Origin of the sequence: Micromonospora sp. 067-2, from assembly GCF_046549295.1 — a bacterium.
Lineage (GTDB): Bacteria > Actinomycetota > Actinomycetes > Mycobacteriales > Micromonosporaceae > Micromonospora.
In genome coordinates, this window is the sequence record NZ_JAJPWB010000002.1 from 15,379 (window position 1) to 41,481 (window position 26,103).

Below are 26,103 nucleotides of genomic sequence, written 5' to 3' on the forward strand. Positions count from 1 at the left end.
GCCGGTCGAGCCAGGTCCCCGCCGGCGTACCGCCGAACGGCTGCGGTGGTGGGAGACGGCCAGAGCGCGGCGACGTTCCGACCACCGGTCGAAGCGGCGCCGTGCGCTCGTTTGTGCACCCGGCGCCCGCCACTCCCGGTGGGTGTACGCACGGGCAGTCGACGCGCGCGGTCAGTCGTCGCTGTGCAGCCAGGCCAGCAGGTCGGGCGGCACGAGGGCCGCCGTCCGCGTTCGGTAGCGCGCCTGCGCAGCCGATCCAGCAGAGCCCGCCCCTGCCCCGAGCCACCGGCACGGAAGAAGGCACGGCGGTCGACCCGCACGTGGCAGTCCAGGCCGGACCAGCCGCAGCGCGGGCGCTCGCTGCGGCGGCCGCGCGGTGGCGAGACCCGCCGAACCGGCTGGGACCAGGTTGCTACTTCTCGGTGAAACCGAACTGGATGATGCCCTCGTCGTCGACGGTGGCATCCACCGAGGCATCACCGAGCAGCTCGGCGGCGTCCTCGTCGAGGAAGATCCGGGCGCCCTGGTTGTCGACCACACGGTCGCCCTGCACCGGCTCGGGCACCAGCTCGACGGTGAGCGACCCGGCCTCGGCGTCGGCGGCGATCCGCACCCCGCCGTCCTCGGCCACGTCCTGCTGGTTGGCAAGGTCACGAATGACGAGCACGGCGTTGTCGGTCATGGTGAGCATTGGCGGAACTCCTCGTGGATTCTCGGCTCGCGGTCGGTTACCGCGCAGACCGGACAGCCGGTCCGCGTACGAGCACACGTGGGAGGCGACAGGTGGGGCGAACGATCGTCGCCGTCGCGTCGGGGCAGCTGACAAGCCCCTTCATTACCCACCGTGCCCGCTACCAAGCGATCCGTCAAATAGAGCCGGATCAGTCGAGAGCGGCGGTCGACCCCCGACCCGGCCAGCCCGGCCGTCGCGCCGGTCGCAGACCGCCGTTCCAACGCCGAGTTGCCCCGATTGTCCATAGGCTGGGCGAATGGAAGATGCTCGCCGAGCCGCCGCCGAGTTCCTCGGCACCCTGTTGCTGGTCTTCTTCGGCGTGGGCAGTGCCGTCGCGGCCCGGGTCCAGGGCGGCGTGGTGGTGGTCGCGCTGGCCTTCGGGTTCGTCATGCTCGCGCTCGTCTACACGATCGGCCCGCTGTCCGGCAGCCACGTCAATCCGGCGGTGACGCTCGGCGTGCTGCTCTCCGGGAAGATCTCGGCGATCGGCGCGGTGGCCTACTGGATCGCGCAGTTCGCCGGCGGGACGGTGGCCGCCTTCGCACTGTGGGCACTGACCCGCTGGGGTGACGTGGCGGACCAGACCGGGGCGCTCGGCACGAACGGGTACGGCGCACACATCAACCGGGGTGGTGCGGCCGTACTGGAGGTCATATTGACCTTCCTCTTCGTGCTTGTCGTCCTGGTGGTGACCAGTCGCAGCGAGGACCCCGGGGTCGCCGGAGTGGCGATCGGTCTGGCCCTCGCCGCGACTCAACTGGTCGGCGTGACGCTGACCGGCGCCGCGGTCAACCCGGCCCGCGCCTTCGGCCCGGCGGTCTTCGAGGGCGGCACCGCGCTGCGCCAACTCTGGGTGTTTCTCGTCTTCCCGCTGCTCGGCGGCGCACTCGCCGCGCTGGTGGCACCACTGATCATGGGGGCGCAGCGGCACTACTGGGGTGGGCACGACAGGTCGGTCGGCCGACCGACCTAGCCGGTCAGGCCGGACGGTCGGGCGGAGGGACCACCGCCGTCGGGTCACCGCGCTCGATGAGCGCGGCGATCTCGGCGGCCCGCAGGCCGCGCAGCGCCAGCACCTGGGCACCCCAGCGGTGCAGCCGGCACGGATGTGGGCTGGCGTCGTTGCGGCAGACCACTCCACCGGACCACCGCCGGGGCGCGTGCACGACCACCGCGCGTACCGCGAACTGGGTGTCCTCGCCCGTCACGTAGGGCGGCAGGGGGATGTCGCGGAGCACCTCCCCGGACATGTCACCGGCACCGGACGAGGCGCCGGAACGGACGCGGTGGGCGGTACTGGTGCTCATCTGCGCTGCCTCCACACTGGATGGTCGGACGGGGACAGCAGAAAGCTACGTCCCGTCCGACCGTGTGCGACGGACAAACTGTCCCGGCGTCGCTCGCGCATCGAGGCAGCCGCAGGTCAGACCCGTTCCAGCACCAGCACCGGGATCTCCCGGTCGGTCTTGGTCTGGTAGTCGTCGTACGCCGGCCAGATCTTCGTCATCGTGGACCACACCCGCGGTCGCTCCTCGGAGGTCGCGGTGCGGGCCCTCGCCCGGAACGTCTCGCCGGCGACCTGCACCTCGACCTGCGGCTCGGCCAGGAGGTTGAGGACCCAGGCCGGGTGCTTCGGAGCACCTCCCTGCGACCCGACCACCAGGTAGTCCTCGCCGAACCGGCCGTAGATCAGCGCGGTGCGCCGCAGCTTGCCGCTGTGCCGACCCCGGGTGGTCAGCAGCAGCGTGAAGACGCCGGGCCGCCACTCGTGACCCTCGGCGCCGTCTGTCTCGACATACCGCTGGATGTGCTCGGCGACCCAGCCCTCGGGGCTGTCGGTCACCTGCTCGCTGGCCGTCATCGGGGCTCCTGGTGGGGTTGGGGTTGTCGCGCCCAGGTTACTGCGCCGACCCCCGGTCGCGGCGTGGTACCGGAGACTGGTCAGCGCACCGCGACGGCCTGGAGGCCGACGTTGCCACAGTGTTCGGTGAAGACCTTCTCGACGGTCCAGGTCAGCACCAGTCGGGCGTCCTTCGGCAGCCGGAACCGCACGGTGAACTGGGCGCTCCTGCTGGTGTACGGATCTTCCAACCGCAGCGTGCTGGTCGGCCCGCCGGTGGACAGCCGCGCCTCGAGCCGGCCACGGGCCATCCAGGTCTCCGCGTAGAGCTGGACCGTGCGCAGCTCACCGCTGCCGGCGACCGTGACGGTGAACCCGCTGCCGACGTCGCAGGTGTAGACACCGTTCGGGGTGCCGCTCAGCGACCGCTCCGGCGTGCCGTCCCGCCAACTGAAGACCTCCTGGTTACCGTCCCAGCCGACCCGGGTGCCGTTGCCGCCACCGTCGACGATCTCACCGGAGCCGGCGCGCTTGCGGACCGTCGACGTGCCGCCGCGCAACCCCCAGTGCATCCAGTCCCGGGTGCCCACCGCCCCGAGGTCGACCTCGGCCGGCACCTCCCCCTGACTCACCGACAACACCGGCCCCTCCGGCGGCGCAGCGGGCACGCTGACCGACGACGTCGGGTCGGGCGTGGGCGGACGCTGCCGCGGACGCAGTCCGGGCGCCGCCGGCCCGGTCTCGGTGGTGCGCCCCTCCGCGCCCGGAAAGCCGGTTGGGCGGGCGGGCACGCCGCCCACGCCACCCGCCTGGCCGTCGCCGGGTGCAGACCCAGACCGCGTGCCGAGGTACGACAGCAGCCCCACCAGGCAGGCGAGGACGGCGAGCCCCTGCACCGCCCAGCGCCGCCGCTGTCGGGTGCGGGCGAGCCGGCGCAAAGTGCTGCGAGTCTGCCCGGTGGTGCGATCCTCGTCCGTCACCGACCCCTCCAACTCCGCCGCGAGGCGGCCACCGACCGCCGCGGAACGCACCATCCACTGTGGGCGTCACACACGTTTGCCCAGAGGTGGTCGACACGCTAGATCCAGAAAGGCGGGCGTGTCCAGTCCCGGTTGCCGAGCGGCATCACCCCAGCGGGGCACCGATCTGGAAGCCGAGCGCCTGCGCGATGACCACGGCCTGTTCGGCGTCGACGATCGCTCCGGCCCGCTCCACGACCGTCGGGTCGAGCGCGGTCAGGTCGCTGCCCCGCAGGTCGGCACCGCCGAGCCGGGCGCCGTGCAACTGCGAGCCGGAGAGGTCGACGCCGGTCACGGTGGCACCGGTGAGGTTCGCTGCGGTCAGGTCGACCTCGCGCATCCGTACGTCGGCCAGGCGGACGCCGCGCAGGTCGGCACCGGGCAGCGCCACGAAGGACCAGTCGCCACCGGCCACCGCCAACGGCCGCAGGTCGCACTGGGTGAAGGCGCTGCCGACCAGCTTGCAGCCGGTGAACTCGGCCTCGAAGAAGTTGCACCGCTTGAAGACGCAGCGGGTGAAGGCGGAGTCGACGTGCCGGGAGGAGTTGAACAGCACGTTGCCGAACGTGCAGCCGGTGAAGACCGCGCCCCGGCTCACCGCCTCGGTCAGGTCCACGTGGAAGAACTCGCAGCCCACGAAGTGCCGGTCGGTCAACTCCTCGCCGTACCAGTCCTCATGGCGGAAGGTCACGTCCTCGGTCAACTCCGGCATCCGGCCAGGCTAACGCCGGCCCCCGACAACCGGGCGGCCGGTCGACGGCAGCCCCTTCCGGTACCGCCGTACCGACGAGTACCTTCGGCGGCGTGAGTGTGGCGCGGAGCAAGGACCCCGATCAGATCGGCTTCGACCCGGCGCGGCTGGCGCGGATCGACGAACACCTCGGCAGGTACGTCGACGACGGCCGGCTGGCCGGCTGGCAGGTGGTGGTCACCCGCCGTGGCGAGGTGGCGCACTCCTCGACGTACGGGCTGCGGGACCGGGAGTCGGGAGCTCCGGTCGAGTCCGACACGCTCTGGCGGATCTACTCGATGACCAAACCGGTCACCTCGGTCGCGGCGATGATGCTGTGGGAGGAGGGCCGGTTCGAGCTGACCGACGAGATCAGCCGCTGGCTGCCGGAGTTCGCCGACCTGCGGGTCTATTCGAAGGGCTCGACGCTCAAGCCGTACACGGTGCCGGCGATCGAGCCGATCAGGGTGTGGCACCTGCTGACCCACACCGCCGGCCTGACGTACGGCTTCATGCAGACCTCCGTGGTCGACGGGCTCTACCGGGCGGCCGGCTACGACCTGTACCCACCGGCGGACGTCGACCTGGCCAGCGCCTGCGCCGCCTTCGGCGAGCTGCCGCTGCTGTTCCAGCCCGGCACCGCCTGGGGCTACTCGGTCGCCACCGACGTGCTCGGCCGGCTGGTCGAGGTCGTCTCCGGGCAGAGCCTCGACGCGTTCTTCGCCGACCGGATCTTCGGCCCGCTGGGCATGACCGACACGCGGTGGTGGGTCGAGGGCGACGAAGCCGAGCGGCTGGCCGCGCTCCACGTTCCGGATCCGCGCAGTGGCCGGGCGGTCCGCCACGACCGGCTCGGCTCGCTCGCGCACACGAAGCCGGCCCTGCTCTCCGGCGGAGGCGGCCTGATCTCCAGCGCCGCCGACTACCACCGCTTCACCCAGATGCTGCTGCGTGGCGGCGAGCTGGGCGGCGTACGCCTGCTCGGGCCACGCACGGTGCGTTTCATGACCCGCAACCACCTGCCCGGGGGCCAGGACCTGGGCACCCTGTCCACCGGCGGCTTCGCCGAGACCACCCTGGACGGGATCGGCTTCGGCCTCGGCTTCGCGGTGGTCGACGACCCGATTCCCAGCCGGGTGCCGAGCAGCGTCGGCGAGTACTACTGGGGTGGGGTGGCCAGCACCGCGTTCTGGGTGGATCCGTCCGAGGAGATCACCGCGCTTCTGTTCACCCAGCTCATGCCGTCCAGCACGTATCCGCTGCGCTCCCAGCTGCGCCAGCTCGTCTACTCCGCCCTGGTCGACTGACCGGTGCCGGGTCCGCCGCCGATTGCAGACGACGGACCCGGCACCGCGGCTCAGCCGAGCTGCTGTGCCTGGGTCGCCCGGATCTTCGCCGGCTTCGTGGCGGAGAGTGTCGAGATCAGGTAGGCGCGAACGCTGCCGTCGGGGAACACGGACCACAGGTCGGTCACGCCGTCGGCGTTCAGGTCGGCGGCGGTGAGGCTGCTGATCGTGACGCCGGTGTTCCAGCCGGAGGCGAGTCGGTACTGGGTGTAGCCGAACGTGCCGGTCCCGTCGCCATTGTCGGTCATCGTGACGCCCTGCCAGAGGAAGAGGTCGCCGGTGGTGGCGTTACGCAACACCAGTGCCGCGCCGGAGGCCAGCTCGGTGCTGGCCAGGGTCCAGTTCTGCCAGTCGCTGCCGCCGGTCGGGGTGGCGTTGCTCAGCGGCAGGCGGGGGAGGTAGAGGCCGGGCGCGCCGATGTTCGGGTAGTAGGTGAGGCGGTAGCCGTTGGTGACGTCGCCGACGATGCCCAGCAGATCCGCGATGGCAGTGTCTACACCGTCTGCCGTGTACCCGTTGACGAGCTGGACCGGGGAGTTGCCGTACTCGTCGAGAAAATAGTCGGACACGAGGCTGACCTGACCGCTGCCGCCATAGGGATTGACCATCGTGCCGTCCCCGGCACCCGCGATGAAGCTGCCGCCACCGGTGTTGACGCCACTCGGGTAGTAGGCCAGGAAGTCCTGGTTCGCGGTGCCGAAGAAGCGGCCGGTGATCACCTGCGCGCCGTCGAACTCCGCAGGCGGGTTCTCGCTGCCGTAAATCCCGTTGCCGTACCCGCCGATGTTCACGGCCGGGACCTTCACCCGGCCGGTGCCGACGCCTGCGGCACTGACCCGGCCGCGTGCCGTCCAGACGCCGGAGTCGAGACCGGCGGTGCCGCCGACGGTCACCAGGTCCGGTACGCCGTCGCCGTCGAGGTCCTTGTCGATCGGGCCGACCACGGCCGGGGTCGGAGTGCCGGCCGGGGCGGCCCGGGCCGGCAGGCCCGGCGCGACGACGGTGACCGCCAGGGCGGCCGGCACCGCCCAGGCGAGCAGCCGACGGCGGGCGCTGAGATTGCTCATGGGTTCCCCGTTCGATTCAGTGGATCTTGCCTGGCTCACCGTATTCGATGAATGCCAACCCGGTGATCCACCGAACGAACAGTCAGTCGGCGAGGCGGGCCGGGAAGCCGCCGGTGGCGATCGGACCCCACCCGTCGATGGTGACCCGGATCAGCGACTTGCCCTGGCGCACCATGGCCGCCCGGTAGTCGTCCCAGTCGGGGTGCTCGCCGGAGATGCTCCGGAAATACTCCACGAGTGGCTCCAGCGCCTCGGGCAGGTCCAGTACCTCGGCGGTGCCGTCGAGCTGCACCCAGGGCCCGTCCCAGTCGTCGGAGAGCACGCAGGCCGACACCCGGGGGTCGCGGCGGATGTTCGTCGCCTTGGCCCGCTCGGGGTAGGTGGAGACGACGAGCCGGCCCTGGCCGTCGACTCCGGCGGAGACCGGGGAGGACTGCGGGCGGCCGTCGGCCCGGGTGGTCATCAGCACGACGCGGTGCCGCGGTCGGAGGAAGTCGAGCAGAGTGTCCCGGTCGACCCGGGTGTTTCTCGCGATGCTGCGTGCCATGACTCGTTCCTACCAGGGCGGCGGCGGGTCAGTTGGGTCGGGTGCTGGCGCGGTGCGCCGCCTGGGCGGGCACCCGGGCCCGGCCGGCCGGGCGCCAGGCCCGGCCGTTGGCGTAGATCACCCGGAAGCCGAGGTACGAGGCGAGCGGCGCCCAGTGCGCCGAGCCCATCCGCAGCTCGGCGGCATTGTGCCGCTGGCCGTTGGCCAGCACGTCGAGTAGTACGGTTTCGAAGGCCGCCGATTCGACCCAGTCGACTTCCCGGGTGAAACCGCAGATCAGAGCGGCTCCGGTGACCTCCAGGAACTCGCGCAGCACGGCATCCGAGGCGCGCAGCACCGAACAGCTGCCGAAATAGAGTCGGCGTCCCTCGCAGCGGCCGGCCATCAGCTCGGCCACCTCGTTCAACTCCACCGACTGCCAGTCGGTGAGGCAGAGCCGGCTCGGCTCGCCGTGCATGGCGAAGAAGCCGACCCGGTGGTCGGCGTACTGCTTGAGCAGCCAGCGGTCCAGGAAGTAGAACAGCTCGTCGCGGGTCGCCGCGTCCTTGTGGATGAAGCGGATCTTGCCCAGCCGCTCCAGAAGCTCGAGGGTGGGCAGGACGGAGCCCCGCTCGTTGAGGTCGCGGTGCCACTGACCCTCGACACAGAAGACGCCACCGCGTGCCACGTGCACCTCCGCCATTCCGCCACCGGGGCTGACGTTACCGGTCAGCCATCGGCCACGAACATCACCCAGGGTGTGGTCGATTGCGACGTTCGGTGTGGTTGCCCGCGCCCGGGGTGATCGGAGCGAAATGGCTGTTTCGCAAATCAGTCGAATTCACAGGTAGAACCCAGGCAACGTGAATCATGAGGACAATTCCCGTTAATCGCCGCCAACCGCACCGATCAGTGCGAGGGTGGAAATCACGGGACGTCCCGGTCGATGTCCCGGAGCCCACCCCATTCGCTCTCCTGTCGGGAGGACTTCTGTGCGCGTACACACCTTGAAGCGGGCTGCCGTCGCATTCGCCCTGGCGCTGCCCGGGGCAGCGATCGCCGCGGTGGTCGCCGCGCCGGCGGCGCAGGCGGACGGCTGCTACACCTGGAACCGGACGTTGACCCAGGGACGCTCGGGCAACGATGTCCGCCAGTTGCAGATCCGGATCGCCGGCTGGGCCGGCTACCGGGACATCGTGGAGAACGACGGCCGCTACGGCCCCAAGACCGCCGCCGCGGTCAAGCGGTTCCAGCAGGCGTACGGACTGCGGGCCGACGGGATCGCCGGCCAGCAGACCTACAGCAAGCTGTACCAGCTGCAGGACAACGACTGCACGCCCGCGCACTTCACCTACGGCGAGCTGGACGACGGGTGCGGTCGGGGCGGGTGGAACGGCGGCCCGCTGTCTCCGGCCCAGACCCGCCAGAACGCGCTGCGCACCATGTGGAAGCTGGAGGCGCTGCGCAAGAGCCTCGGCGACAAGCCGCTCGACGTGTCGAGCGGGTTCCGCAGCCGGGCCTGCAACGACCAGGTCGGCGGCGCGTCGGACAGCCAACACCTGTACGGCAACGCCGCCGACATCACCTCACGGACGTCATCGCTGTGCCAGGTCGCCCGCGGCGCCCGCAACAACGGCTTCAGCGGCATCTACGGACCCGGCTACCCGGACCACGACGACCACGTGCACGTCGACTCGCGACGGGAGAACAACAGCGACGACAGCTCGAACACGACGAGCTGGTCCGCGCCGGACTGCGGGGTCGGGACCACCAACGACTGAGGCGTACGCACAGCGCGACGTCGGCCCGGCGCGGTGGGGACATACCGCGTCGGGCCGGCGTCGTCTCGCCCCGGGTCGGCGGGCGGGGGATGCTCCGGTCAGCTCGCCCGGGGCCAGCGCGGCGCGGCGACGGGGGGAGTCACCGGCCGGCCGGCAGCGGTGGGGCGTACCCCGGGAGGAACGACCCGTCCGGCCTGGTGCCGCGTCGGCCCGGTCGCCGTGAACGGGAAGGGCACGTGCACGAACGGGTTGCCGTGCCGGATCAACGCCTCGATCTGCCGATCGTTGAGCCCGTGTGTCTCCAGGACCCGTCGCCCCCAGCGGTGCAGCCGGCACGGGTAGGAGGCGCCGTCGTTGCGGCACAGCGGCCCGTTGGGCCACTCCTCGGCGGTGTGCACGACCACCGCCCGGACCGCGAGCCGGACATCCTCGGGGGTCAGCGGCGCCGGCATGGGCACCTCACCCAGCACCTGGTCGATGGGATCCGTCGACTGCTCACCAACTCGCACGGCAGGCCTCCCGCAGTTCGGCAGCGATACGGCGGACCAGCCGTATCGACATCCTCGGCCAGTGGTACGGCCGGAACCGGACGACAGTTCAATCCTGGTACGCGGCGAGCAGATCCTCCGGGGACAGCACGCGTGATCCGTCGACGACTGCGCCGCCGCGCGACACGGCCACCACCGGCACCGCCTCGTGCGACCGGCCCACGATCGGCGCCGACCACGTCGACCTCCGGGTTGGACGTGGAGGCACTCAGACCAGGCCGGCGTCGTGCACCAGCAGGGCCACCTGAACCCGGTTGTTGAGGTCGAGCCGGGTGAGCAGCCGGGAGACGTACGCCTTGACCGTCGCCACGCTCATGTACAGCTCCCCCGCGATCTCCGCGTTGGTGCGGCCCTGGCCCAGCGCGACCGCCACCTGCCGCTCCCGCTCACTGAGCCCGGTGAGCTGCCGCAGCGCCCGCTCCCGACGCAGATCCGAGCCGGTCGGGCCCGGGGCGACGGCGGTCACGTGGGCGATCAGCGTCCGGGTCACCGTCGGAGAGAGGGTCGCCTCGCCGGCCGCCACCCGGCGCACCGCGTGCACGATCTCCGCCGGCGGGGTGTCCTTGAGCAGGAAGCCGGCGGCCCCGGCGCGCAGCGCCCGCAGCACCTGCTCGTCGGCGTCGAAGGTGGTCAGCACCAGCACCTCCGGCGGCTGCGGCTGGGCACGCAGCGCCTCGGTGGCGGTCAGCCCGTCCACCCGGGGCATCCGGATGTCCATCAGCACCACGTCCGGGGAGTACGCGGCGACCGCGGCCGGCACCTCGCTCCCGTCGGCGGCCTCGCCCACCACCGTCACGTCCGGCAGGCCGCCGAGGATCATCGAGAGCCCGGCCCGGACCAACGCGTCGTCGTCCACGATCAGAACCCGCACCGGCGACACGCCCGCACGGGTGCCACCGCCCGGGCCGACCCCGCCGGGCGGCACGGCCCCGCCGCCCGGGCCCGTCACGCCGGCCACGGCAGCCAGGCGGCCAGCCGGAAGTCGCCGGCGTCGTCCCGGCCGTACGCCAGTCGACCGCCGGCCAGGGTGACCCGTTCGGAGATGCCGACCAGGCCGGTGCCCGCGCCGGGCAGCCCGCCGCCGGCCGGGGCGCCCACCGGCCACCGGTTGCGGATCGCCACGGTCAGCCCGGTGCCCGGCCCGCCGGTCAGGTCCACGGTGACCGCCGCGCCGGTGGCGTGTTTGCGGGCGTTGGTCAGCCCCTCCTGCACGATCCGGTACGCGGCACGGCCCAGCGCCGTCGGCGCCTCCGCCGGCGCGACGACGGTGTCGCTGGCGTTCACCCGGACCCCGGCCGCCCGGGACTCGGCGATCAGGGCCGGCAGGTCGGCGAGGGTGGGCTGCGGGGGCTCCGGGGCGTCGCCGTTGCCCTCGGCCCGGAGCACCCCGATCACCTCACGCAGGTCCTGCAGGGCGGCGTGCGCGCTGCCCCGGATCACCCCGGCGGCGCGGGCCACCTCGTCGGCGGGCGCGTCCGGGCGGAACTCCAGCGCGCCCGCGTGGAGGCTGAGCAGCGAGATCCGGTGGGCCAGCACGTCGTGCATCTCCCGGGCGATCCTGGTGCGCTCGAGGTGGCGAGCCTGGGCCACCCGGAGCTGCTGCTCCGCCTCGGCCCGCTCGGCCCGATCCCGCAACGACACGATCAACTGCCGGCGCGCCCGCACGAACATCCCCCAGGCCAGCACGCCGAAACTGATCACCACGCCCCATGACACCGCGACCCAGTACGGCATGCCCGGGTCCGGACGCAGCCACGCGTAGACCAGGTTGGTGACGAGACCGACGGCCGTCACCGCCACCGCGACGGCCGTCCGTCGGTGCACCACCACGGTGAAGTAGAGGATCAGCAGGGGAACGGATGCGGCGAACGAGAACAACGTCAGCGGCAGCGTGCCCAGCACCAGCCCGAGCGGCCATCGCCGACGCAGCCATAGCAGCCCGGAGCAGACCAGACCGAGCACCGCATCCGCACCGGTGATCCAGCCGTGCGGCGGCGGGATGGTCATCGTCGGGTCGGGCGACAGGGCGTCCGCGGTGGCGAGCAGCACCCAGACCAGGGCGATCAGGAACGCGACGCTGTCCACGATCCAGTCGCGGGTGGTGCGGCGCGGATGCCTGCGGTCACGGTCAGCCGGGACGGCCAGCTCCCCTGGCAACAGCCAGGGGTGTTCCGGCACGGCGGGGCTGGTCACGAACGCAATGCTAGGCAGCCGACCGGCGACACGACCAGCTACCAAAGTCGAGACCCGCCGGTCGACCAAGGTCGGCGCGGCATCTACCGGTGGCCGCAGCGGTTGGCCGGGCGGCCCGGGCAGGCTCGACGACATGATCAGCGTAGAGAACCTCACCAAGCGGTACGGACCGCACCCGGCGGTGGACGACGTGTCGTTCCAGTGCGAACCGGGCACCGTCACCGGGTTCCTCGGCCCCAACGGCGCCGGCAAGTCCACCACCATGCGGATGATCTGCGGACTCACCCCGCCGACCGCCGGGCGCGCCACCGTCGCCGGGCGCCCCTACCGGGAACTGCCCAACCCGGGTCGGGAGGTCGGGGTGCTGCTGGACGCCTCCGCCCAGCACGCCGGGCGGACCGGTCGCGAGGCGTTGACGCTGTCCGCGTACACCATGGGTTTGGACCGGCGTGAGGTCGCCGCGAAGCTCGACCTGGTCGGGTTGAACGCGGTGGCCGCCAAGCGGCGGGTCCGGGCGTACTCGCTGGGCATGCGCCAGCGGCTCGGCCTGGCGCAGGCGCTGCTCGGTGACCCCCGGGTGCTGATCCTCGACGAGCCGGCGAACGGTCTGGACCCGGAGGGGATCTTCTGGATGCGCGGCCTGCTGCGCGACTTCGCCGACCGGGGCGGCACCGTGCTGCTCTCCTCCCACCTGCTGCGCGAGGTGGAGGCGGTCGCGGACCGGCTGGTGGTGATCGGGGGCGGCCGGATCGTGGCCCAGGGCGACAAGAACGAGCTGCTGGCTGGCGGCGGCACGCTGGTCCGGGCCCGCGACGGCGCGGCGCTGCGCCGGGCGCTGGAGGTGGCCGGGCTGGGCGCCGCCGACAGCTCCGAAGGGCTGCTCGTGCAGGCCGACGCCGAGGCGGTCGGCCAGGCCGCCGCCGATGCCGGCGTCGCGCTCGCCGAGCTGCGCCCCGCCAGCGGCGGCGGCCTCGAACAACTCTTCCTCAGCCTGACCGCCGGCGAATCCACCAAGGAGGCCGTCCGATGACCACCACCACCGCGCCCGCCGCCGGCGCCGTCGCGCCCCGGCAGCACTACCCGGTACGCCGCCCGTCGCTGCTCCGGCTCACCGTTGTGGAGCTGCGCAAGCTCGTCGACACCCGGGCCGGCCGCTGGCTGCTGATCACCATCGGGTTGATCACCGCCGCGATCGTCACCCTTCAGTTGATCTACGCGAAGGACGCCGACCAGACCTTCCTCAACTTCTTCACGCCCTCGCTGCTGCCGGTCGGGGTGCTGCTGCCGGTGCTCGGCATCCTGTCGATCACCAGCGAGTGGTCGCAGCGGACCGCCCTCACCACGTACGCCCTGGTGCCCCGCCGGGAACGGGTGATCGCCGCCAAGTTGATCGCCGTGATGCTGACCGCACTCGCCTCGGTGCTGGCCAGCCTCGCCGTTGCCGCCGCCGGGACGCTGGTGGCGTCCGCCACCGGCGGCGCGGGCACCTGGCAGATCGACTGGTCGCTGCTGCTGAACGCGGTGATCCTCCAGGTCACCGCCGTGCTGATGGGCGCCGCCTTCGGTCTGCTGCTGCTCAACCCGCCGCTGGCGATCGTCGGCTACCTGCTGCTGCCCACCCTCTGGGGGGTGCTCGGCGAGATGGTCCGGCCCCTGCGCGGCCCGTCCGGCTGGCTGGACACCAGCAGGACCATGGAACCGCTCTACAGCAGCGACGCCATCACCGGCGAACAGTGGGGGCGGATGGCGGTGTCCCTGCTCGTCTGGTTGGTCCTGCCGCTGGCCGCCGGCCTGTTCCGGACGCTTCGCCGCGAAGTGTCCTGACCATGGACACGGCCGGCTACCGACCACACACCGTCGTCAGCGGCGGCCCGCTGGAGCTGGCGGTCCTGTGGGGTGGTTTCCCGCTACTCGGCGCGGGCGCCGGCTGGCTCCTCGCGGCGGCGACGGGCTGGCTCGCCCGGCTGCCCTGGGTGCCGTTCCAGGGCCTGCTCGAGTGGCTGGACCAGCTGCCCGAGCCGCAGGCCACCGCTGGCCCGATCGCCGTGGGCGTCCTGGCCGGCCTGGTTCTCGCCGGGATCGGCACCGCCGAACGGCTGATCGTCACCGTCGACGCGGCGCAGGTCCGGCTGCGCCGCTCCGACCAGGACCGGACCGTCGCACGCGTCGACACCCGGGTGGTCTTCCTCGCCGACGGACACCTCGTGCTGCTCGACGGCGACGGCGCGGAGCTGGCCCGGGAGTCGACGGACCTGCCGGTCACCCAGTTGGCGGGCGCGTTTCGCACGCACGGCTGGGGCTGGTCGGACGACGACCCGCACCGGTCGGCGTACCGGCTGTGGGTGCCCGACCTGCCCGGGCTGCCCGCCGGTGCGGACGCGTTGCTGCGCGCCCGCGAGCGGGCCGTCCGGAAGGATCGCCGCGACGACGCCCGCGAACTGCGCCGCGAGCTGGGCCTGCTCGGGGTGGTGCTGCGCGACGAGGGCAAACGGCAGTACTGGCGGGCCGTCGCTGGACGGTTGGACGAGTCGACTTCGGCCGACCGGGAGCCGGACGGGCGGTAGCGTCTGTTCCAGGAGATCCTGGGAGCCGCGCGATGACCGAACAGCAGCCGTACCGGGTGGTGTCCCGACACCCCGGCTTCGAGCTGCGCCGTTATCCGGCCCACCTGGTGGCCGAGATGCAGGTCCAGGCGTCGTTCACCCGGGCGCCGATGGAGGCGTTCCGGCCGCTGGCCGCGTACATCGGGGGTGCCAACCGGGCTCGGCAGCCGATCGGTGCGGCCACGCCGGCGATGTCCGCGGCCGGCGGCTCGGCCAAGATCGCGATGACCGTGCCGGTGGTGCAGGTGGAGGGTGAGCGGCCGGGCGCGTACCTGGTCCAGTTCGTCATGCCGGCCACCTTCACCGCCGCCACCCTTCCCGAGGCGGTGGACACCCGGGTGCGCATCCGCGAGGTTCCGGCGCAGCTCGCGGCGGCGATGCGGTTCTCCGGGCGATGGACGGAGAAGGCATTCAGCCAGCGGGCCACCATGCTCGGCCGGTCGGTCACCGCCGCCGGGCTGCAACCCACCGGCGCCATCCGGTACGCGCGCTTCGACCCGCCGTGGAAGCCGGGGTTCCTGCGCCGCAACGAGGTCGTGCTGCCGGTCGTCGAGTGAGAGGCGGCTCGAGGTCGGCCGACCTACGCTGAGCGGGTCGGCCCCGCACCCGTGGAGAAGCTCATGACCCGGTACGTCGCCCTGCTGCGCGGGGTCAACGTCGGCACCACCCGACTGGCGATGGCCGACCTGCGCCGGATCGTCAGCGACCTCGGGCACGACGACGTCACGACGTACCTGCAGAGCGGCAACGTGGCCTTCGGCAGCACCGTGCGCGACGCGGAGAAGCTGGCCGCCGGGATCGAGCGGGCGCTCGCCGACGAGCTGGCGTTGACCGTGCCGGTGCTGGTGCGCAGCGGCCGGGAGTTGGCGGCGGTGGCCGGCGGCAACCCGTACGCCGACCGGGAGGGCGACCCGACGAGGTTGCTGGTGGCCTTCCTCGCGACCGCGCCGAAGCAGTCCAGCATGGATGCGCTGACCGTGCCCGGTGGTGAGAACGTGTCGTTCACGGTGACCGGTCGGGAGATCTTCCTGCACTACGTCGACGGCGGTTACGGGCGGTCGAAGTTCACCAACGCGTACCTGGAGAAGAAGCTCGACGTGGTGGCCACCACGCGGAACTGGAAGTCGGTGCGTGCCCTGGCGGGAATGACCGGCGCCTGACCCCGGTGGAGGTCGCGGCGCTGCGACCCCCCACCGGCGCTGGTCAGAAGTGGTACGCGGTCTCGTACTCCGGCACCAGCACCCGACTGCGCGGCGAGATCCGACGCACCGCCGCGATCATGTCGTTCAACCGGGTGCGGTCGGTCGGGGCGACCGGCGGCGGGTTCTCCAAGCGCGTCTCGAAGTTGTCGTAGTGCACCGGCACCACGACCTTCGGGTAGTCGAGGCCGGCCAGCAGCCGGGGCAGGTAGTCGCCGGTGGTGGTGGCGTTCTGCAGGGCGACCATCGCCACGTCGGGCGCCAGGCCGGTGAGATTCCGCTCGGCGACGTCGCTGGCCCCGGTGAAGTACACCGACGGGCCGCCGTCGACCCGCAGCAGGTAGCCCAGCGTGTCGCCCTCCGGCAGGTCCGCGATCGTCGCCGGCCGCGCCGGCTGACTCACCCGCACCCCCGGAAAGGCCAGGGAGTACGAGGCGTTACGGCTGTGCAGCGAGCCCACCACCTCGACGGTGTGGTCGCCGAAGTCCAGCACCTCGCCACCCTTCACCGGGCTGAGCTGCGCCGACGGCACCCCGTAGGCCAACCCCAGGTGGTACGCGGTCAGCGTGCCGAACACCCGCGCGCCGGTCCGCCCGGCGATGTACGGCACGTCCATGAAGTGGTCCCAGTGGGTGTGCGTGACGAGCACCGTCGTGGCCCGGTCGACGCGCGGGTCGATCACGTCGGTGCGCACGGTCAACGGGGTGGCAGCCCTGAACGTGCCGGTGAACAGCCCGGTGTCGATCCGGCTGAGGTACGGGTCGACCAGCACGGTCCGCTCTCCGATGTCGACGCGCCAGCCGGCCGTACCCCACCAGCGAAAGCTGACCGCTCCCCTGCGACGGGCGGTCGGCGCGGGTGCGGCGGTCGGCGGCGCGGCCTGGGCCGGGGTGGCGGCGCCGGCGGCGAGGCCACCGGCGGAGACCAGGGCGGTGGTGGCGGCAGCGTCGCGCAGGAAGCGTCGGCGGTCGAGACTGGGCATGCGGATCCACTCCCCGTGGTCGGGCGATCGGTCGACACGAGCCAACCAGCACCGTCGGGCCCAGGTCCAAGATCGAACGCAGTCGACTCCGATACGCCGCCGCATATCGGGCCTGTTCAGCGCCGATGCGCCGACGCTCGGGCCGGTGCGAAATCAGTTCCCGCGCAACGCCTCGACGGCCGTTCGGGCGGCGTTCCCCATCGCGGTGTCCACGTCGATCCGGCGCGGGGTCAGCTGGTCGGCACGGGCGAAGACGGCGATGGCGTACCGGCCGCCGTCGGGATACTCGGCGACCCCGGCCTCCAGGTGCAGCCCGGGCAGGGTGCCGGTCTTACCGGAGACGCGGACGCCGGGCGGGAAACCGGCGGCGAGTCGGGTCCAGAAGACCTGCCGGGCCATCCAGGCGCGGACCATCGCACAGGCCTCCGCCGGTCCCGCCTCGTCCCGCCAGACGAGGGTGAGCAGCCGGGTGATCTCCCGAGCGGTGCTGGACGTGGTGCGCGACGGGTCGAACACCCGCATGGCCCAGACCCGGTCCGCCGGCAGCGTCGGGAAGATCCGGGCGAAGTCCTCCTCGGTCCGCGCACCCACGTCGGCGAGCATCACCTCGACCATCTCCCGAGGGCCGCCCACGACTCGGGTCCGGGTCAGCCCCAGCTCGGCGGCGAGCATCGGCAGCAGATCCGGGCCGACCCTGCGCAGCAGGAGGTCGGCGGCGGTGTTGTCGCTGACCGACATGGCGAAGTACGCCAGGTCACGCAGCGACACCTCGGCGTCGTCGGCGCAGCCGGCCAGCCCCCACCCACCGAGCCGGTCGTCGGCGGTGACCAGGATCCGTTCGGTCGGATCCAACTGGCCGGCGACGACCTGCCGGGCGAACTCCAACACCAGCAGGATCTTGAAGATCGAGGCGATCACGACCTGCTCGTCGGCGCGCACCCCCACCTGCCACCCGATCGAGCCGTCGACCGGGTCGCCGGTGACCCCGGCTGTCAGGTCCACGGCGTCCAGGTCGACGGCGTGCAGGCTGGCGGTCACCCCCGCGCCGGCGAAGATGGCCTCGATGCGCTCCCCCACGTCCACCCTGGCACGGTATCCAGCAGCACGATGCCGGCGCTGGCGTAGGGTCCGGCCGTGGACCTGCTCCGGCACCTACGGCACTTCGTGGTGGTCGCCCACGAGTTGCACTTCGGGCGGGCGGCGGAAGTGCTGGGCATGGCGCAGCCTCCGCTGAGCCAGTCGGTCCAACGGCTGGAACGGGAGTTGACGGTCGAGCTGTTCGACCGGTCACGTCGCCAGGTGCGGCTCACCACCGCCGGTGAGCTGCTGCTCGGCGAGGCGGAGGAGTTGCTCGCCGGCGAGGGTCGGCTGCGCAACCTGATGGTGCAGGTCCGCGCGGGTGAACTGGGTGTCCTTCGGGCCGGGGTTCCGCCGGAGACACCTGCGGCGACGCTGCGCGCTCTGCTGGCCTCACTCGCCACCCGGGCCCCCGGCCTGGACGTGGAGTTGCACGAGCTGACCACCGGCGAGCAGGTACGGATGCTCGGCGAGCGAGCCCTCGACGTGGGGCTGGTGCACCACCCGGTGACGGCGGACGGGCTGCGCTTCGGCACCCCGGTCGACGTACCCCTGGGGGTGTTGCTGCCGCGGACCTCGCCGCTGGCCCGCGGCCGCGAGGTGACGCTCGGCGCGCTGGCCGGCCTGGACCTGGTGGCCGCGCCCCGGGCCACCGCACCGGGCTGGCACGACCGTCTGCTGGCGGTGTGCCGACAGCAGGGCTACCGGCCGGCCCGGGTTCGGCCCGCGCGTAACCCGGAGTTCCTCTTCGGGCTGGTGCTGGCCGGTGGCGCGGTGGCCGTGGAACCAGCAATGGTGGCTCGCCGCGAACCCCGGATCGCCTGGCGGCCGATAGCCGGCGCACCACTGGCCAGGCGCACCTCGGCGGCCTGGCCGGAACGCTCGGCGCACCCGGCGGCGTCGATGTTCGGGCAGCTCGCCGCCGAGGTGCTGGCCGACGCCGAGCCCGTTGTGCCCGCGCCGGCCGAGATGTCGGTGCCGGCGGTACGGCCCTGGCCGGTGCTGTTCGACACGACCGGGTGAACGGACCCGACGTTGCGCTCGTCACCCCGGCTTGGGCGGTGAATCGACCTTCGGCTCGGGTATGGATGACAGGCAACGAAGATGACGCGAAGGAGCCGCAGTGGCCAACACGATTCCCGACATCAGCCTGAACGACGGCACCACCATTCCGCAGCTCGGCTTCGGGGTGTTCCAGATCGAGCCGAAGGACACCGTCACGGCGGTGACCAAGGCGTTCGAGGTGGGCTACCGGCACATCGACACCGCCGAGATGTACGGCAACGAGGCCGAGGTCGGCGAGGCGGTACGCGTGTCCGGCCTCGACCGGGACGCGGTGTACGTGACGAGCAAACTGAACAACGTCTTCCACCGCCCGGACGACGCCCGCAAGGCGTTCGACTCGACGCTGGCGGCGCTGAAGATGGACCACATCGACCTGTTCCTGATCCACTGGCCGCTGCCGACCCTGTACGACGGCGACTTCGTCTCCACCTGGAAGGTGCTGCAGGAGTTCCAGCGCGACGGCCGTGCCCGCTCGATCGGCGTGTCGAACTTCCAGGTGTCGCACCTGCAGCGGCTGGCCGCCGAGGCGGACGTGGTGCCGGCGGTCAACCAGATCGAGGCGCACCCGTACTTCGGCAACGAGGATGTTCGCGCCTACGGCCGCGAGCACAACATCCTCACCGAAGCGTGGTCGCCGATCGCACAGGGCAAGGTGCTGGGCGACCCGACGGTGGTCGACCTCGCCGAGCAGCTCGGCCGGACCCCGGCACAGGTGGTGCTCCGCTGGCACGTGCAGCGCGGCGACATCATCTTCCCGAAGTCGACCACTCCGAAGCGGATCGAGGAGAACGCCCAGATCTTCGACTTCGAGCTGGACGACGCCGCGATGGAGCGGATCACCACGCTGGACAAGGGCGGGGCCGGCCGGCAGGGCCCGGACCCGGACACGTTCGCCTACCTGCCCAACTGACCTGAACCCGCCTATCCGGCGGGGCCTGTCCCCAACGAGCGTGATGCCACACAGTCATCAAAATGACTCTGTGGCATCACGCTCGTTTCCATTACCGCCGCCCGGCTCGCCCCGGTGAGGAGGGCTTGACCTGGAGTGCGCTCCAGCCGGCAGGGTGACCTGTGCGCCCACCGGTAGGGCGCACGAGAGGAGACCCCCATGCGGTACCGCACGATCGGCACCGATCCGGCGACCCGGCGCGAGGTCAGCGTGCTCAGCCTCGGCGCGATGCTCTTCGGCAGCGCCACCGACGAGGCCACCTCGTACGCGATCCTCGACCGGTACGTCGAGGCCGGCGGCACGTTCGTCGACACGTCGGACAACTACGCGTTCTGGGTGGACGGCGGGCAGGGCGGGCAGAGTGAGGAACTGCTCGGCCGGTGGCGGCGCAGCCGGGGTGTCGGCGCCGAGATCGTCATCGCCACCAAGCTGGGCGCCCGCCCGTTGGCGGCGGGCACCAGCTACCTGGACAACGCCGAAGGACTGTCGGCCAAGGTGATCCGCGAGTCGGCGGAGCGCAGCCGGGACCGGCTCGGCGTGGAGCGGCTGGACCTGCTCTACGCGCACATCGAGGACCGCACTGTGCCGCTCCAGGAGACCGTGGAGGGCTTCGCCGAACTGGTGGCCGAGGGCACGGTGGGCCTGCTGGGCGCGAGTAACCACCGGGCCTGGCGGGTGGAGCGGGCCCGTGCGCTGGCCGCCGCCGCCGGCCTGCCCGGGCACGAGGTGCTCCAGTACCACCGCAGTTACCTGCCGAACCGCACCGACCTGGCCAACGGGCTGGACCCGGACGGCGAGCCGGGCGGCGTCAGCGGTGACCTGCTCAGCTACCTGCGTGCCGAGCCGGAGTTGACCCTGGTGGCGTACTCGCCGCTGCTCAAGGGGGCGTTCACCCGGGCGGACAAGCCGCTCGGCGCGGCGTACGACCTGCCGAGCGCGCCGCGGCGGCTGGCCGCGCTGCAGGACGTGGCCGGGCAGACCGGTGCGACCGCCAACCAGGTGGTGCTGGCCTGGTTGCTGGGCGGCGAGCTCCCGTCGATCCCGCTGGTGGGCGCCTCCTCGGTGGCACAACTGGAGGAGAGCCTGGGGGCGGTGGACCTGGAGTTGACCGCCGAGCAGCGGCACCGCCTCGACACCACCTGGTGACCTGCCGTCAGCGTCGCCGAGCTGAACCTCGACGCCTCGCGGTGGTGGGGCGGGTGGGTCTGGTGCCCTTTGGAGCTGATGCCGTCAACGAATCAGACGCCATCCTTCCGTAAACTTCCGTATCTAGTATGCTCAGAGAACGATGAGTAAGGACATGTACTCGGTAGAGCAGGTCGCTGACCGGCTGGGGCTGCACGTGCGCACGGTGCGTGGTTACATCCGTTCCGGCCGGCTGAGGGCGGTGCGGATCGGCAAGCAGTACCGGATCGCCGCCAGCGATCTCGACGCGCTGACCGGCCAGGCCCCGGCCGCCACCCGCGCCGGCGGGCAGGCGGAGGTGTCGAGCATCGTGCAGCTCGACGGCGTCGACCGGGCCGCCGCCGACCGGCTCGGCACGCTGATGCTCGCCAGTGCCAACACGGGCCACGACCAGGCCAACCCGCTGCGGGTGCAGACCGTGCACGACGAGCAACGCCAGCGCATGAAGATCATCATCCTGGGTGACCCCGCCTCCACCGCCGAACTGCTGCACCTGCTCGACGCCGTCCTGCACGCCGACAACGGCCTGCTCAACCGGGAGGTCCACGATGCCTGACGAGATCCGGGAACGCGCCGGGGTGCCGGTGCTGGTGTGCGACCCGGTTGGCCCGCTGCTAGCCACCGAGCAGGACGCACTGGACCTCATCGGCGCGGCGTTCCTGGGCGCCCAGGTGGTCGCCGTGCCGGCCAGCCGACTCGACGAACGCTTCTTCGCGCTGGGCACCCGCTTCGCCGGCGAGGTGATGCAGAAGTTCGTCAACTACCGGCTGCGGCTGGCCGTCGTGGGTGACATCTCGGCGCACCTCGCGGCCAGCTCGGCGCTGCGCGCCCTGGTGTACGAGTCGAACCAGGGCGGGCACATCTGGTTCGTCCCCGACCTCGACGCCCTCGACACCCGCCTGCGAGCGGCGGCGTAGCCGCCTCACCGGTCGTGGACGACCGCCATCTCCACCGCGTCCGGCTCGACCCCAACCACGGCAGGCGTGCATGGCCGGTGTCGCGGAAGCGGTGGTAGGCCGTGCGCAGCATGTCCTCGTCGGGTGCCGACGAGGACACCTCCGCAAGCGCGTACGCCAGACGCTTGCCGTCCGGATCGGCGGCGAGCGACCTGGCGGTGCGCCACGGGCCGTACCCGATCGGTCCGTAAGCCCAGATCAGCGCGGCGGTCAGCAGGTGCCGCGCAGTCGCGGCGCCAGCCCTGTACGCGTCGGCCACCGCGAAGACGTCTCGCCGCCAGATCTCACCGCTCGCCGGGAGGTCGTCGGGCCACGCGTCCGGCGGCAGCCCTGCCCGCCAGCGATCCATGGTCACAGTGACCGGCCTCTGCTCGCCCGGTAACACCACCCCCTCGGCCGTCTGCATGGTCGCCCCCCTCGGATCCCGCCTTCCGCTCGGACGTTAGGGCCGAGGCCCTCCCGCCGACCGTCCGCTGACGCCATATCGCGGTATCAACAGTCCTGGAAGACCTACCGACACGCGACGAGACAGATCTCGCACCGTGAGCCACACTGTGGCCGCCCCGCACGACTGCGGGACGGCCACCTGACGGGCGGTTGCTACGCCGTGGCGCAGATGGCGTACGACGTCTCAGACCAGTTGCCGGCGAACGCGTCCTCCTCGTAGGCACCCGAGTCCACGGTCGTCGGGGCGATCGCGGGGCCGCCGTTGGGGCGGAAGTCGTCCACGATGCCCTCGCCGGTCACGCCGTTCAGCTCGTAACCGGCCCCGGTCAGCACCTTCCCGACCGGGCAGCCCGCGACGACGCTGCGGAAGTCCAGTGAGTTGCTGGCACCCACTGCGGACGCCCGCACCAGGCCGGGCAACGGATTGGCGCAGATGGCGTACGCGGTCGCCGACCAGCTCAGGGCCGTGGCGTCCGACTCGTACGCGCCGACGGTCACCGCGGTCGGTGTCGCGGCGACGCCGCCGTTGGGGCGGAAGTCGTCGACGACACCCTCGCCGGTGACGCCGTTCAGTTCGTAACCCGTACCGGTCAGCACCTTGCCGACCGGGCAGGTGGCCGTGGTCGAGTGGAAGTCGGCCGAGTCGCTGACGCTGACCGTCGAGACCCGCACCAGGCCGGGCAGCGGGTTCGCGCAGACGGCGTACGCCGTCACCGACCAGTTGCCCGCGAACGCCTCCGCCTCGTAGGCGCCCACGGTGACGGCCGTCGGCGCGATGGCGGGGCCGCCGTTGGGGCGCAGGTCGTCGACGATGCCCTCGCCGGTGACGCCGTTCAGTTCGTAACCCGTACCGGTCAACACCTTGCCGACCGGGCACGTCGCCGTGGCGCTGTGGAAGTCGGCCGAGTTGCTGACGCTGGTCACGGCGACCCGCACCAGGCCGGGGACCGCGGCGGACGCAGGGCTCGCGGGGGCGATCACCGCCCCGGCCGCGACGAGACCGAGAACGAGTACGGATGCGCGGGCACCGAACCGTCGGGATTCCTTGTTGGCACGCATGTGTTTCTCCCGTCTGAGGCCTGAGCGCCCCTGAGGCTGTCCGGCGCCAAGGAAGGGCCGCCGGCGCCGAGGCCGCTCGTGATGACGGGGTTCACGGTAGGTAGCAACCTGACCAGGCATTATCCCCAAGCCGACTACGTCGCGTAGCGGACGGACGTTGCTTAGGGCGATCGACGATGATGTGCCGGAAATCAACGTTAGATCGACTTAGGTAAATGGCACAGCGTCCATTACGGTGAGGGTGGACTCGCCGAAGGAGACCTCGATGTCATATTCAGGCGTTCACCACCGTCGATCGCGGACGATGACCGGAGCTGTGCTACTGGCGTTGCTGCTGATCAGCACCGCCGTGGTCAACATCCCGGCCGAACGCGCCTCCGCGCTGGAGAACGGTCTCGAACGTACGCCGGTCATGGGTTGGAACAGCTGGAACCGCTACGCCTGCAACATCGACGAGACCCTGATCCACCGCCAGGCCGACGCCATGGTCAGCACCGGCATGCGCGACGCGGGATACCGGTACGTCAATTTGGACGACTGTTGGCAGACGAGCCGGGACGCCGCCGGCAACATCGTCGCCGACCCGGCCCGGTTTCCCAGCGGCATGAAGGCCCTCGGCGACTACCTGCACGCGCGGGGGCTGAAGTTCGGCGTCTACTCCGACCGTGGGACGAGAACCTGCGCCGGCCGACCTGGCTCGCAGGGTTACGAGACCCAGGACGCCCGGTCGTACGCGTCGTGGGGCGTCGACCTGCTCAAGTACGACAACTGCAACGCCAGCCTCGACCAGAAGACGCAGTACGAGACGATGCGCAACGCCCTCGCGGCGTCCGGCCGACAGATCGTCTACAGCATCTGCGCCTGGGACTTCAAGCCCTGGGGACCCAAGACGGGTAACCAGGCGCGCAGCACCGGCGACATCGTCGACGACTACACCCGCAACCCCTCCACCGGCGGCAACCCGGTCGACGAGATCATCGACCGGAACAACAACTTCGGCATGTACGCGCACCCCGGGTTCTTCAACGACCCGGACATGCTGCAGGTCGGCAACTACGGCACCGGCAGCGTCGGCGGCCGGGGCATGACCGACACCGAGTACCAGACGCACTTCAGCATGTGGGCGCTGATGGCGGCGCCGCTCATCGCGGGCAACGACCTGACCTCCATGAACGCCGCGACGAAGAACATCCTCACCAACCCCGAGGTGATCGCGGTCGACCAGGACCCCCTCGGCGTGCAGGGCCGCCGGGTGCGCGACCTCGGCGACCAGGAGGTCTGGTCGAAGAAGGTCCAGGGCTCCGGCGTACGCGTCGTGGCACTGTGGAACCGCGCCGGTTCCGCGGCGTCGATCCACGTCGACTGGCGTGACATCGGGCTGGGCACCGGCTCGGCGACTGTCCGCGACGTCGTCGCCAGGGCCGACCGGGGCACGTTCACCGGCGGCTACACCACCACCGTTCCCGCCCACGGCGTCGCTCTCCTGCGGGTGGTGGGCAGCGAGACCCCGGACGCGATCCGGATCACCAGAACAGACACCCGGACCATCACCGACCTGCAGGTACGCACCGAGTTCCTGATCAACGACGAGTGGCACGACGACTACCAGGACGCCGGCACCCTCGACCACTCGGTCACGCTGAACCTCAACGGCAACGGCGCGACCTGGAACGGTACGGCCTGGGTCGGCGACCTGCTCACCACCGGAAGCAGTGCGGCCGGGCCGTCCGTCGTCACCATCACCAAGACCGACCCGCGGTTCATCTACGGCATCCGGGTCCATGTCACCTTCAAGGTCGGTGGTCAGCCGCACTACGACTTCGAGGAGCTCAGCCCGCTGTCCGGGACCACGAACTGGCAGCTCGACGGAAACGGTGGCAGCTGGGACGGCACCCGCTACACCGGCAACTTCCTGCGCATCCAGTGAGCCAGGTTGCGAGACGCGGGTAAGCGACCGCACGTTCCCGGTCGGTCGGCCTTGTGCTGACAAGCGTGATGCCTGTGAGTCATATTGATGACTCACAGGCATCAACCATTTCGCCCCGACGGCCGAGGCGGGTTCGGGGCGGATCCAGCGCCCGGAGAACATCGCGCGGCCACACCCGAGGTGGGCCGGTCACTGAGTTGAGGCGACTTCTTTCGGCGGTGGATCGAAGAGATGCATGACGAGCGCAACCGTGCTGAGGAATCCGGCCCCCAGCGCCAGCACCAGCGAGGGTACGAACGCACGTGGCGGCGGTACCCATCCACCGAGGACCCAGGGTATGGCGATGATGATGAGGATGACCAGCCACGACACGATTTCGTTGGCGGCGAGGGTGACCGAAATGCCCTCGTGGCGGTACCGCACAATCCGGAATGACGAGTCGACCGACGCGACCAACAACATGGCGCCGAGCACAACGAACGCCAGGGCACCCCAGATCGGATCGAGATTGGCGAGTGCGAGCGGCACGATGAGCGGAAGGGCGGTGATCAGGAAAACGCCCCGCACTCCCGCACGGATGTAACGGTCAGCGCCTGCCCCGGCTCGGCGGACGCGGCGCTGCTCCGAGTCCAGATAGAAGAACACGCCCACGAGAAACGTCCCGACAAGCGTCGCCGCGATCTCTGCGAGGCCGATCAGGAACTGCTCGTCTACTTCCCGCATTTCGATCAAGCTCCTTATGGGCCGCCAACTCGAAGCAGCGGTGCTCTCCCGGTCAACCTAGTCGGACATCTCGGGTGGTTGGGGGAGCTTCCGCGCAGGTCGTACGAGCCGCTGCCGCCACATCCAGCGCCAGGTCGGAGACGGACGG

29 protein-coding genes and 1 pseudogene are annotated in these 26,103 nt (G+C 71.3%); 14 read left to right on the top strand and 16 right to left on the bottom strand.

Going from position 1 to position 26,103, the window contains the following annotated elements; translation table 11 throughout:
* Positions 1–412: 412 nt before the first annotated feature.
* A complete protein-coding gene (locus ACLJN9_RS03605; protein ID WP_410809558.1) occupies positions 413–691 on the bottom strand; it encodes an adhesin in 279 nt (92 codons plus the stop codon).
* A gap of 298 nt (positions 692–989) precedes the next feature.
* On the opposite strand from ACLJN9_RS03605, the gene ACLJN9_RS03610 reads away from it, so the two are divergent.
* Positions 990–1,706, top strand: a complete 717-nt coding sequence (locus ACLJN9_RS03610) for an MIP/aquaporin family protein (RefSeq protein WP_410809559.1) — start codon at positions 990–992, stop codon at positions 1,704–1,706.
* Between the two features lie 4 nt (positions 1,707–1,710).
* Here the strand turns inward: ACLJN9_RS03610 and ACLJN9_RS03615 are convergent, their stop codons facing one another.
* From ACLJN9_RS03615 to ACLJN9_RS03630, 4 genes are all read right to left on the bottom strand, one after another.
* On the bottom strand, positions 1,711–2,040 hold the full coding sequence (locus ACLJN9_RS03615; protein ID WP_410809560.1) for a hypothetical protein: 330 nt from the start codon (positions 2,038–2,040) through the stop codon (positions 1,711–1,713).
* Positions 2,041–2,156: 116 nt separating this feature from the next.
* Complete coding sequence (locus ACLJN9_RS03620) at positions 2,157–2,594, bottom strand: nitroreductase family deazaflavin-dependent oxidoreductase (RefSeq protein ID WP_410809562.1); 438 nt, start codon at positions 2,592–2,594, stop codon at positions 2,157–2,159.
* Positions 2,595–2,674: 80 nt separating this feature from the next.
* A complete protein-coding gene (locus tag ACLJN9_RS03625) occupies positions 2,675–3,553 on the bottom strand; it encodes a hypothetical protein (protein WP_410809563.1) in 879 nt (292 codons plus the stop codon).
* A 145-nt stretch (positions 3,554–3,698) separates the two neighbouring features.
* Positions 3,699–4,304, bottom strand: a complete 606-nt coding sequence (locus ACLJN9_RS03630; RefSeq protein WP_410809564.1) for a pentapeptide repeat-containing protein — start codon at positions 4,302–4,304, stop codon at positions 3,699–3,701.
* Between the two features lie 92 nt (positions 4,305–4,396).
* On the opposite strand from ACLJN9_RS03630, the gene ACLJN9_RS03635 reads away from it, so the two are divergent.
* Entirely contained in the window at positions 4,397–5,629 is a 1,233-nt protein-coding gene (locus ACLJN9_RS03635; protein WP_410809565.1) for a serine hydrolase domain-containing protein, read from the top strand.
* A 50-nt stretch (positions 5,630–5,679) separates the two neighbouring features.
* Here the strand turns inward: ACLJN9_RS03635 and ACLJN9_RS03640 are convergent, their stop codons facing one another.
* From ACLJN9_RS03640 to ACLJN9_RS03650, 3 genes are all read right to left on the bottom strand, one after another.
* Complete coding sequence (locus tag ACLJN9_RS03640; RefSeq protein WP_410809566.1) at positions 5,680–6,735, bottom strand: hypothetical protein; 1,056 nt, start codon at positions 6,733–6,735, stop codon at positions 5,680–5,682.
* Between the two features lie 82 nt (positions 6,736–6,817).
* Positions 6,818–7,282: a PPOX class F420-dependent oxidoreductase gene (locus ACLJN9_RS03645; RefSeq protein ID WP_410809567.1), complete on the bottom strand. Its 465-nt coding sequence runs from the start codon at positions 7,280–7,282 to the stop codon at positions 6,818–6,820.
* Between the two features lie 28 nt (positions 7,283–7,310).
* On the bottom strand, positions 7,311–7,949 hold the full coding sequence (locus tag ACLJN9_RS03650; RefSeq protein ID WP_410809568.1) for a DUF6642 family protein: 639 nt from the start codon (positions 7,947–7,949) through the stop codon (positions 7,311–7,313).
* Between the two features lie 304 nt (positions 7,950–8,253).
* Here ACLJN9_RS03650 and ACLJN9_RS03655 point away from each other — a divergent pair, with 304 nt between their 5' ends.
* Positions 8,254–9,042: a D-Ala-D-Ala carboxypeptidase family metallohydrolase gene (locus tag ACLJN9_RS03655; protein WP_410809569.1), complete on the top strand. Its 789-nt coding sequence runs from the start codon at positions 8,254–8,256 to the stop codon at positions 9,040–9,042.
* A gap of 98 nt (positions 9,043–9,140) precedes the next feature.
* On the opposite strand, the gene ACLJN9_RS03660 is transcribed toward ACLJN9_RS03655, so the two are convergent.
* The 3 genes from ACLJN9_RS03660 to ACLJN9_RS03670 all read right to left on the bottom strand — a co-directional run bounded on the left by ACLJN9_RS03660 (position 9,141) and on the right by ACLJN9_RS03670 (position 11,783).
* Positions 9,141–9,551 (bottom strand): hypothetical protein, encoded by a 411-nt coding sequence (locus ACLJN9_RS03660; protein WP_410809570.1) that lies wholly within the window; start codon positions 9,549–9,551, stop codon positions 9,141–9,143.
* Between the two features lie 247 nt (positions 9,552–9,798).
* Positions 9,799–10,557 carry a response regulator transcription factor gene (locus ACLJN9_RS03665; RefSeq protein WP_410810185.1) on the bottom strand — a complete coding sequence of 253 codons (759 nt, stop codon included), beginning with the start codon at positions 10,555–10,557 and terminating at the stop codon, positions 9,799–9,801.
* Positions 10,536–11,783, bottom strand: coding sequence for a sensor histidine kinase (locus ACLJN9_RS03670; RefSeq protein WP_410809571.1), 1,248 nt, complete (start codon positions 11,781–11,783; stop codon positions 10,536–10,538). The genes ACLJN9_RS03665 and ACLJN9_RS03670 overlap by 22 nt, the downstream gene beginning before the upstream one ends.
* Before the next feature lie 133 nt (positions 11,784–11,916).
* Here ACLJN9_RS03670 and ACLJN9_RS03675 point away from each other — a divergent pair, with 133 nt between their 5' ends.
* The 5 genes from ACLJN9_RS03675 (at position 11,917) to ACLJN9_RS03695 (ending at position 15,546) form a co-directional block, all read left to right on the top strand.
* Complete coding sequence (locus ACLJN9_RS03675) at positions 11,917–12,813, top strand: ABC transporter ATP-binding protein (RefSeq protein WP_410809572.1); 897 nt, start codon at positions 11,917–11,919, stop codon at positions 12,811–12,813.
* Entirely contained in the window at positions 12,810–13,607 is a 798-nt protein-coding gene (locus ACLJN9_RS03680; RefSeq protein ID WP_410809573.1) for an ABC transporter permease, read from the top strand. Before ACLJN9_RS03675 ends, ACLJN9_RS03680 begins: the two co-directional genes overlap by 4 nt.
* 2 nt (positions 13,608–13,609) lie before the next feature.
* Positions 13,610–14,347: a hypothetical protein gene (locus ACLJN9_RS03685; protein WP_410809574.1), complete on the top strand. Its 738-nt coding sequence runs from the start codon at positions 13,610–13,612 to the stop codon at positions 14,345–14,347.
* Positions 14,348–14,379: 32 nt separating this feature from the next.
* On the top strand, positions 14,380–14,943 hold the full coding sequence (locus tag ACLJN9_RS03690) for an SOUL family heme-binding protein (RefSeq protein WP_410809575.1): 564 nt from the start codon (positions 14,380–14,382) through the stop codon (positions 14,941–14,943).
* Between the two features lie 63 nt (positions 14,944–15,006).
* The gene (locus ACLJN9_RS03695; protein ID WP_410809576.1) at positions 15,007–15,546 is read left to right on the top strand and encodes a DUF1697 domain-containing protein; all 540 of its coding nucleotides are present in this window, start codon (positions 15,007–15,009) and stop codon (positions 15,544–15,546) included.
* Between the two features lie 43 nt (positions 15,547–15,589).
* Here the strand turns inward: ACLJN9_RS03695 and ACLJN9_RS03700 are convergent, their stop codons facing one another.
* Both ACLJN9_RS03700 and ACLJN9_RS03705 read right to left on the bottom strand, forming a co-directional pair.
* Entirely contained in the window at positions 15,590–16,567 is a 978-nt protein-coding gene (locus tag ACLJN9_RS03700; protein ID WP_410809578.1) for an MBL fold metallo-hydrolase, read from the bottom strand.
* Positions 16,568–16,720: 153 nt separating this feature from the next.
* A complete protein-coding gene (locus ACLJN9_RS03705; RefSeq protein WP_410809580.1) occupies positions 16,721–17,650 on the bottom strand; it encodes a serine hydrolase in 930 nt (309 codons plus the stop codon).
* Positions 17,651–17,701: 51 nt separating this feature from the next.
* On the opposite strand from ACLJN9_RS03705, the gene ACLJN9_RS03710 reads away from it, so the two are divergent.
* The 5 genes from ACLJN9_RS03710 (at position 17,702) to ACLJN9_RS03730 (ending at position 21,760) form a co-directional block, all read left to right on the top strand.
* Positions 17,702–18,667 (top strand): LysR family transcriptional regulator, encoded by a 966-nt coding sequence (locus ACLJN9_RS03710; RefSeq protein WP_410809581.1) that lies wholly within the window; start codon positions 17,702–17,704, stop codon positions 18,665–18,667.
* A 100-nt stretch (positions 18,668–18,767) separates the two neighbouring features.
* Complete coding sequence (locus ACLJN9_RS03715; RefSeq protein ID WP_410809582.1) at positions 18,768–19,619, top strand: aldo/keto reductase; 852 nt, start codon at positions 18,768–18,770, stop codon at positions 19,617–19,619.
* Positions 19,620–19,817: 198 nt separating this feature from the next.
* On the top strand, positions 19,818–20,804 hold the full coding sequence (locus ACLJN9_RS03720) for an aldo/keto reductase (RefSeq protein WP_410809583.1): 987 nt from the start codon (positions 19,818–19,820) through the stop codon (positions 20,802–20,804).
* A gap of 142 nt (positions 20,805–20,946) precedes the next feature.
* On the top strand, positions 20,947–21,399 hold the full coding sequence (locus ACLJN9_RS03725; RefSeq protein WP_410809584.1) for a helix-turn-helix domain-containing protein: 453 nt from the start codon (positions 20,947–20,949) through the stop codon (positions 21,397–21,399).
* A complete protein-coding gene (locus ACLJN9_RS03730; RefSeq protein WP_410809585.1) occupies positions 21,392–21,760 on the top strand; it encodes a DUF4180 domain-containing protein in 369 nt (122 codons plus the stop codon). The genes ACLJN9_RS03725 and ACLJN9_RS03730 overlap by 8 nt, the downstream gene beginning before the upstream one ends.
* Positions 21,761–21,815: 55 nt before the next feature.
* On the opposite strand, the pseudogene ACLJN9_RS03735 reads toward ACLJN9_RS03730, so the two are convergent.
* Both ACLJN9_RS03735 and ACLJN9_RS03740 read right to left on the bottom strand, forming a co-directional pair.
* Positions 21,816–22,205, bottom strand: a pseudogene (locus ACLJN9_RS03735) (hypothetical protein); the annotation flags it as partial.
* A 194-nt stretch (positions 22,206–22,399) separates the two neighbouring features.
* Positions 22,400–23,305, bottom strand: coding sequence for a hypothetical protein (locus tag ACLJN9_RS03740; protein ID WP_410809586.1), 906 nt, complete (start codon positions 23,303–23,305; stop codon positions 22,400–22,402).
* Positions 23,306–23,609: 304 nt separating this feature from the next.
* On the opposite strand from ACLJN9_RS03740, the gene ACLJN9_RS03745 reads away from it, so the two are divergent.
* Positions 23,610–25,232, top strand: coding sequence for a glycoside hydrolase family 27 protein (locus ACLJN9_RS03745; protein WP_410809587.1), 1,623 nt, complete (start codon positions 23,610–23,612; stop codon positions 25,230–25,232).
* A gap of 189 nt (positions 25,233–25,421) precedes the next feature.
* Here the strand turns inward: ACLJN9_RS03745 and ACLJN9_RS03750 are convergent, their stop codons facing one another.
* Entirely contained in the window at positions 25,422–25,955 is a 534-nt protein-coding gene (locus ACLJN9_RS03750) for a hypothetical protein (RefSeq protein ID WP_410809588.1), read from the bottom strand.
* Positions 25,956–26,103: the final 148 nt, after the last annotated feature.

Excerpts from the sequence above, each read along its gene's own strand:
- ACLJN9_RS03605 (WP_410809558.1), bottom strand. The coding sequence starts at position 691 with ATGCTCACCATGACCGACAACGCCGTGCTCGTCATTCGTGACCTTGCC.
- ACLJN9_RS03730 (WP_410809585.1), top strand. The coding sequence starts at position 21,392 with ATGCCTGACGAGATCCGGGAACGCGCCGGGGTGCCGGTGCTGGTGTGC.
- ACLJN9_RS03640 (WP_410809566.1), bottom strand. The coding sequence starts at position 6,735 with ATGAGCAATCTCAGCGCCCGCCGTCGGCTGCTCGCCTGGGCGGTGCCG.
- ACLJN9_RS03680 (WP_410809573.1), top strand. The coding sequence starts at position 12,810 with ATGACCACCACCACCGCGCCCGCCGCCGGCGCCGTCGCGCCCCGGCAG.
- ACLJN9_RS03615 (WP_410809560.1), bottom strand. The coding sequence starts at position 2,040 with ATGAGCACCAGTACCGCCCACCGCGTCCGTTCCGGCGCCTCGTCCGGT.
- ACLJN9_RS03675 (WP_410809572.1), top strand. The coding sequence starts at position 11,917 with ATGATCAGCGTAGAGAACCTCACCAAGCGGTACGGACCGCACCCGGCG.
- ACLJN9_RS03645 (WP_410809567.1), bottom strand. The coding sequence starts at position 7,282 with ATGGCACGCAGCATCGCGAGAAACACCCGGGTCGACCGGGACACTCTG.
- ACLJN9_RS03685 (WP_410809574.1), top strand. The coding sequence starts at position 13,610 with ATGGACACGGCCGGCTACCGACCACACACCGTCGTCAGCGGCGGCCCG.
- ACLJN9_RS03610 (WP_410809559.1), top strand. The coding sequence starts at position 990 with ATGGAAGATGCTCGCCGAGCCGCCGCCGAGTTCCTCGGCACCCTGTTG.
- ACLJN9_RS03740 (WP_410809586.1), bottom strand. The coding sequence starts at position 23,305 with ATGCGTGCCAACAAGGAATCCCGACGGTTCGGTGCCCGCGCATCCGTA.
- ACLJN9_RS03695 (WP_410809576.1), top strand. The coding sequence starts at position 15,007 with ATGACCCGGTACGTCGCCCTGCTGCGCGGGGTCAACGTCGGCACCACC.
- ACLJN9_RS03720 (WP_410809583.1), top strand. The coding sequence starts at position 19,818 with ATGCGGTACCGCACGATCGGCACCGATCCGGCGACCCGGCGCGAGGTC.
- ACLJN9_RS03745 (WP_410809587.1), top strand. The coding sequence starts at position 23,610 with ATGACCGGAGCTGTGCTACTGGCGTTGCTGCTGATCAGCACCGCCGTG.
- ACLJN9_RS03700 (WP_410809578.1), bottom strand. The coding sequence starts at position 16,567 with ATGCCCAGTCTCGACCGCCGACGCTTCCTGCGCGACGCTGCCGCCACC.
- ACLJN9_RS03630 (WP_410809564.1), bottom strand. The coding sequence starts at position 4,304 with ATGCCGGAGTTGACCGAGGACGTGACCTTCCGCCATGAGGACTGGTAC.
- ACLJN9_RS03725 (WP_410809584.1), top strand. The coding sequence starts at position 20,947 with ATGAGTAAGGACATGTACTCGGTAGAGCAGGTCGCTGACCGGCTGGGG.
- ACLJN9_RS03620 (WP_410809562.1), bottom strand. The coding sequence starts at position 2,594 with ATGACGGCCAGCGAGCAGGTGACCGACAGCCCCGAGGGCTGGGTCGCC.
- ACLJN9_RS03750 (WP_410809588.1), bottom strand. The coding sequence starts at position 25,955 with ATGCGGGAAGTAGACGAGCAGTTCCTGATCGGCCTCGCAGAGATCGCG.
- ACLJN9_RS03690 (WP_410809575.1), top strand. The coding sequence starts at position 14,380 with ATGACCGAACAGCAGCCGTACCGGGTGGTGTCCCGACACCCCGGCTTC.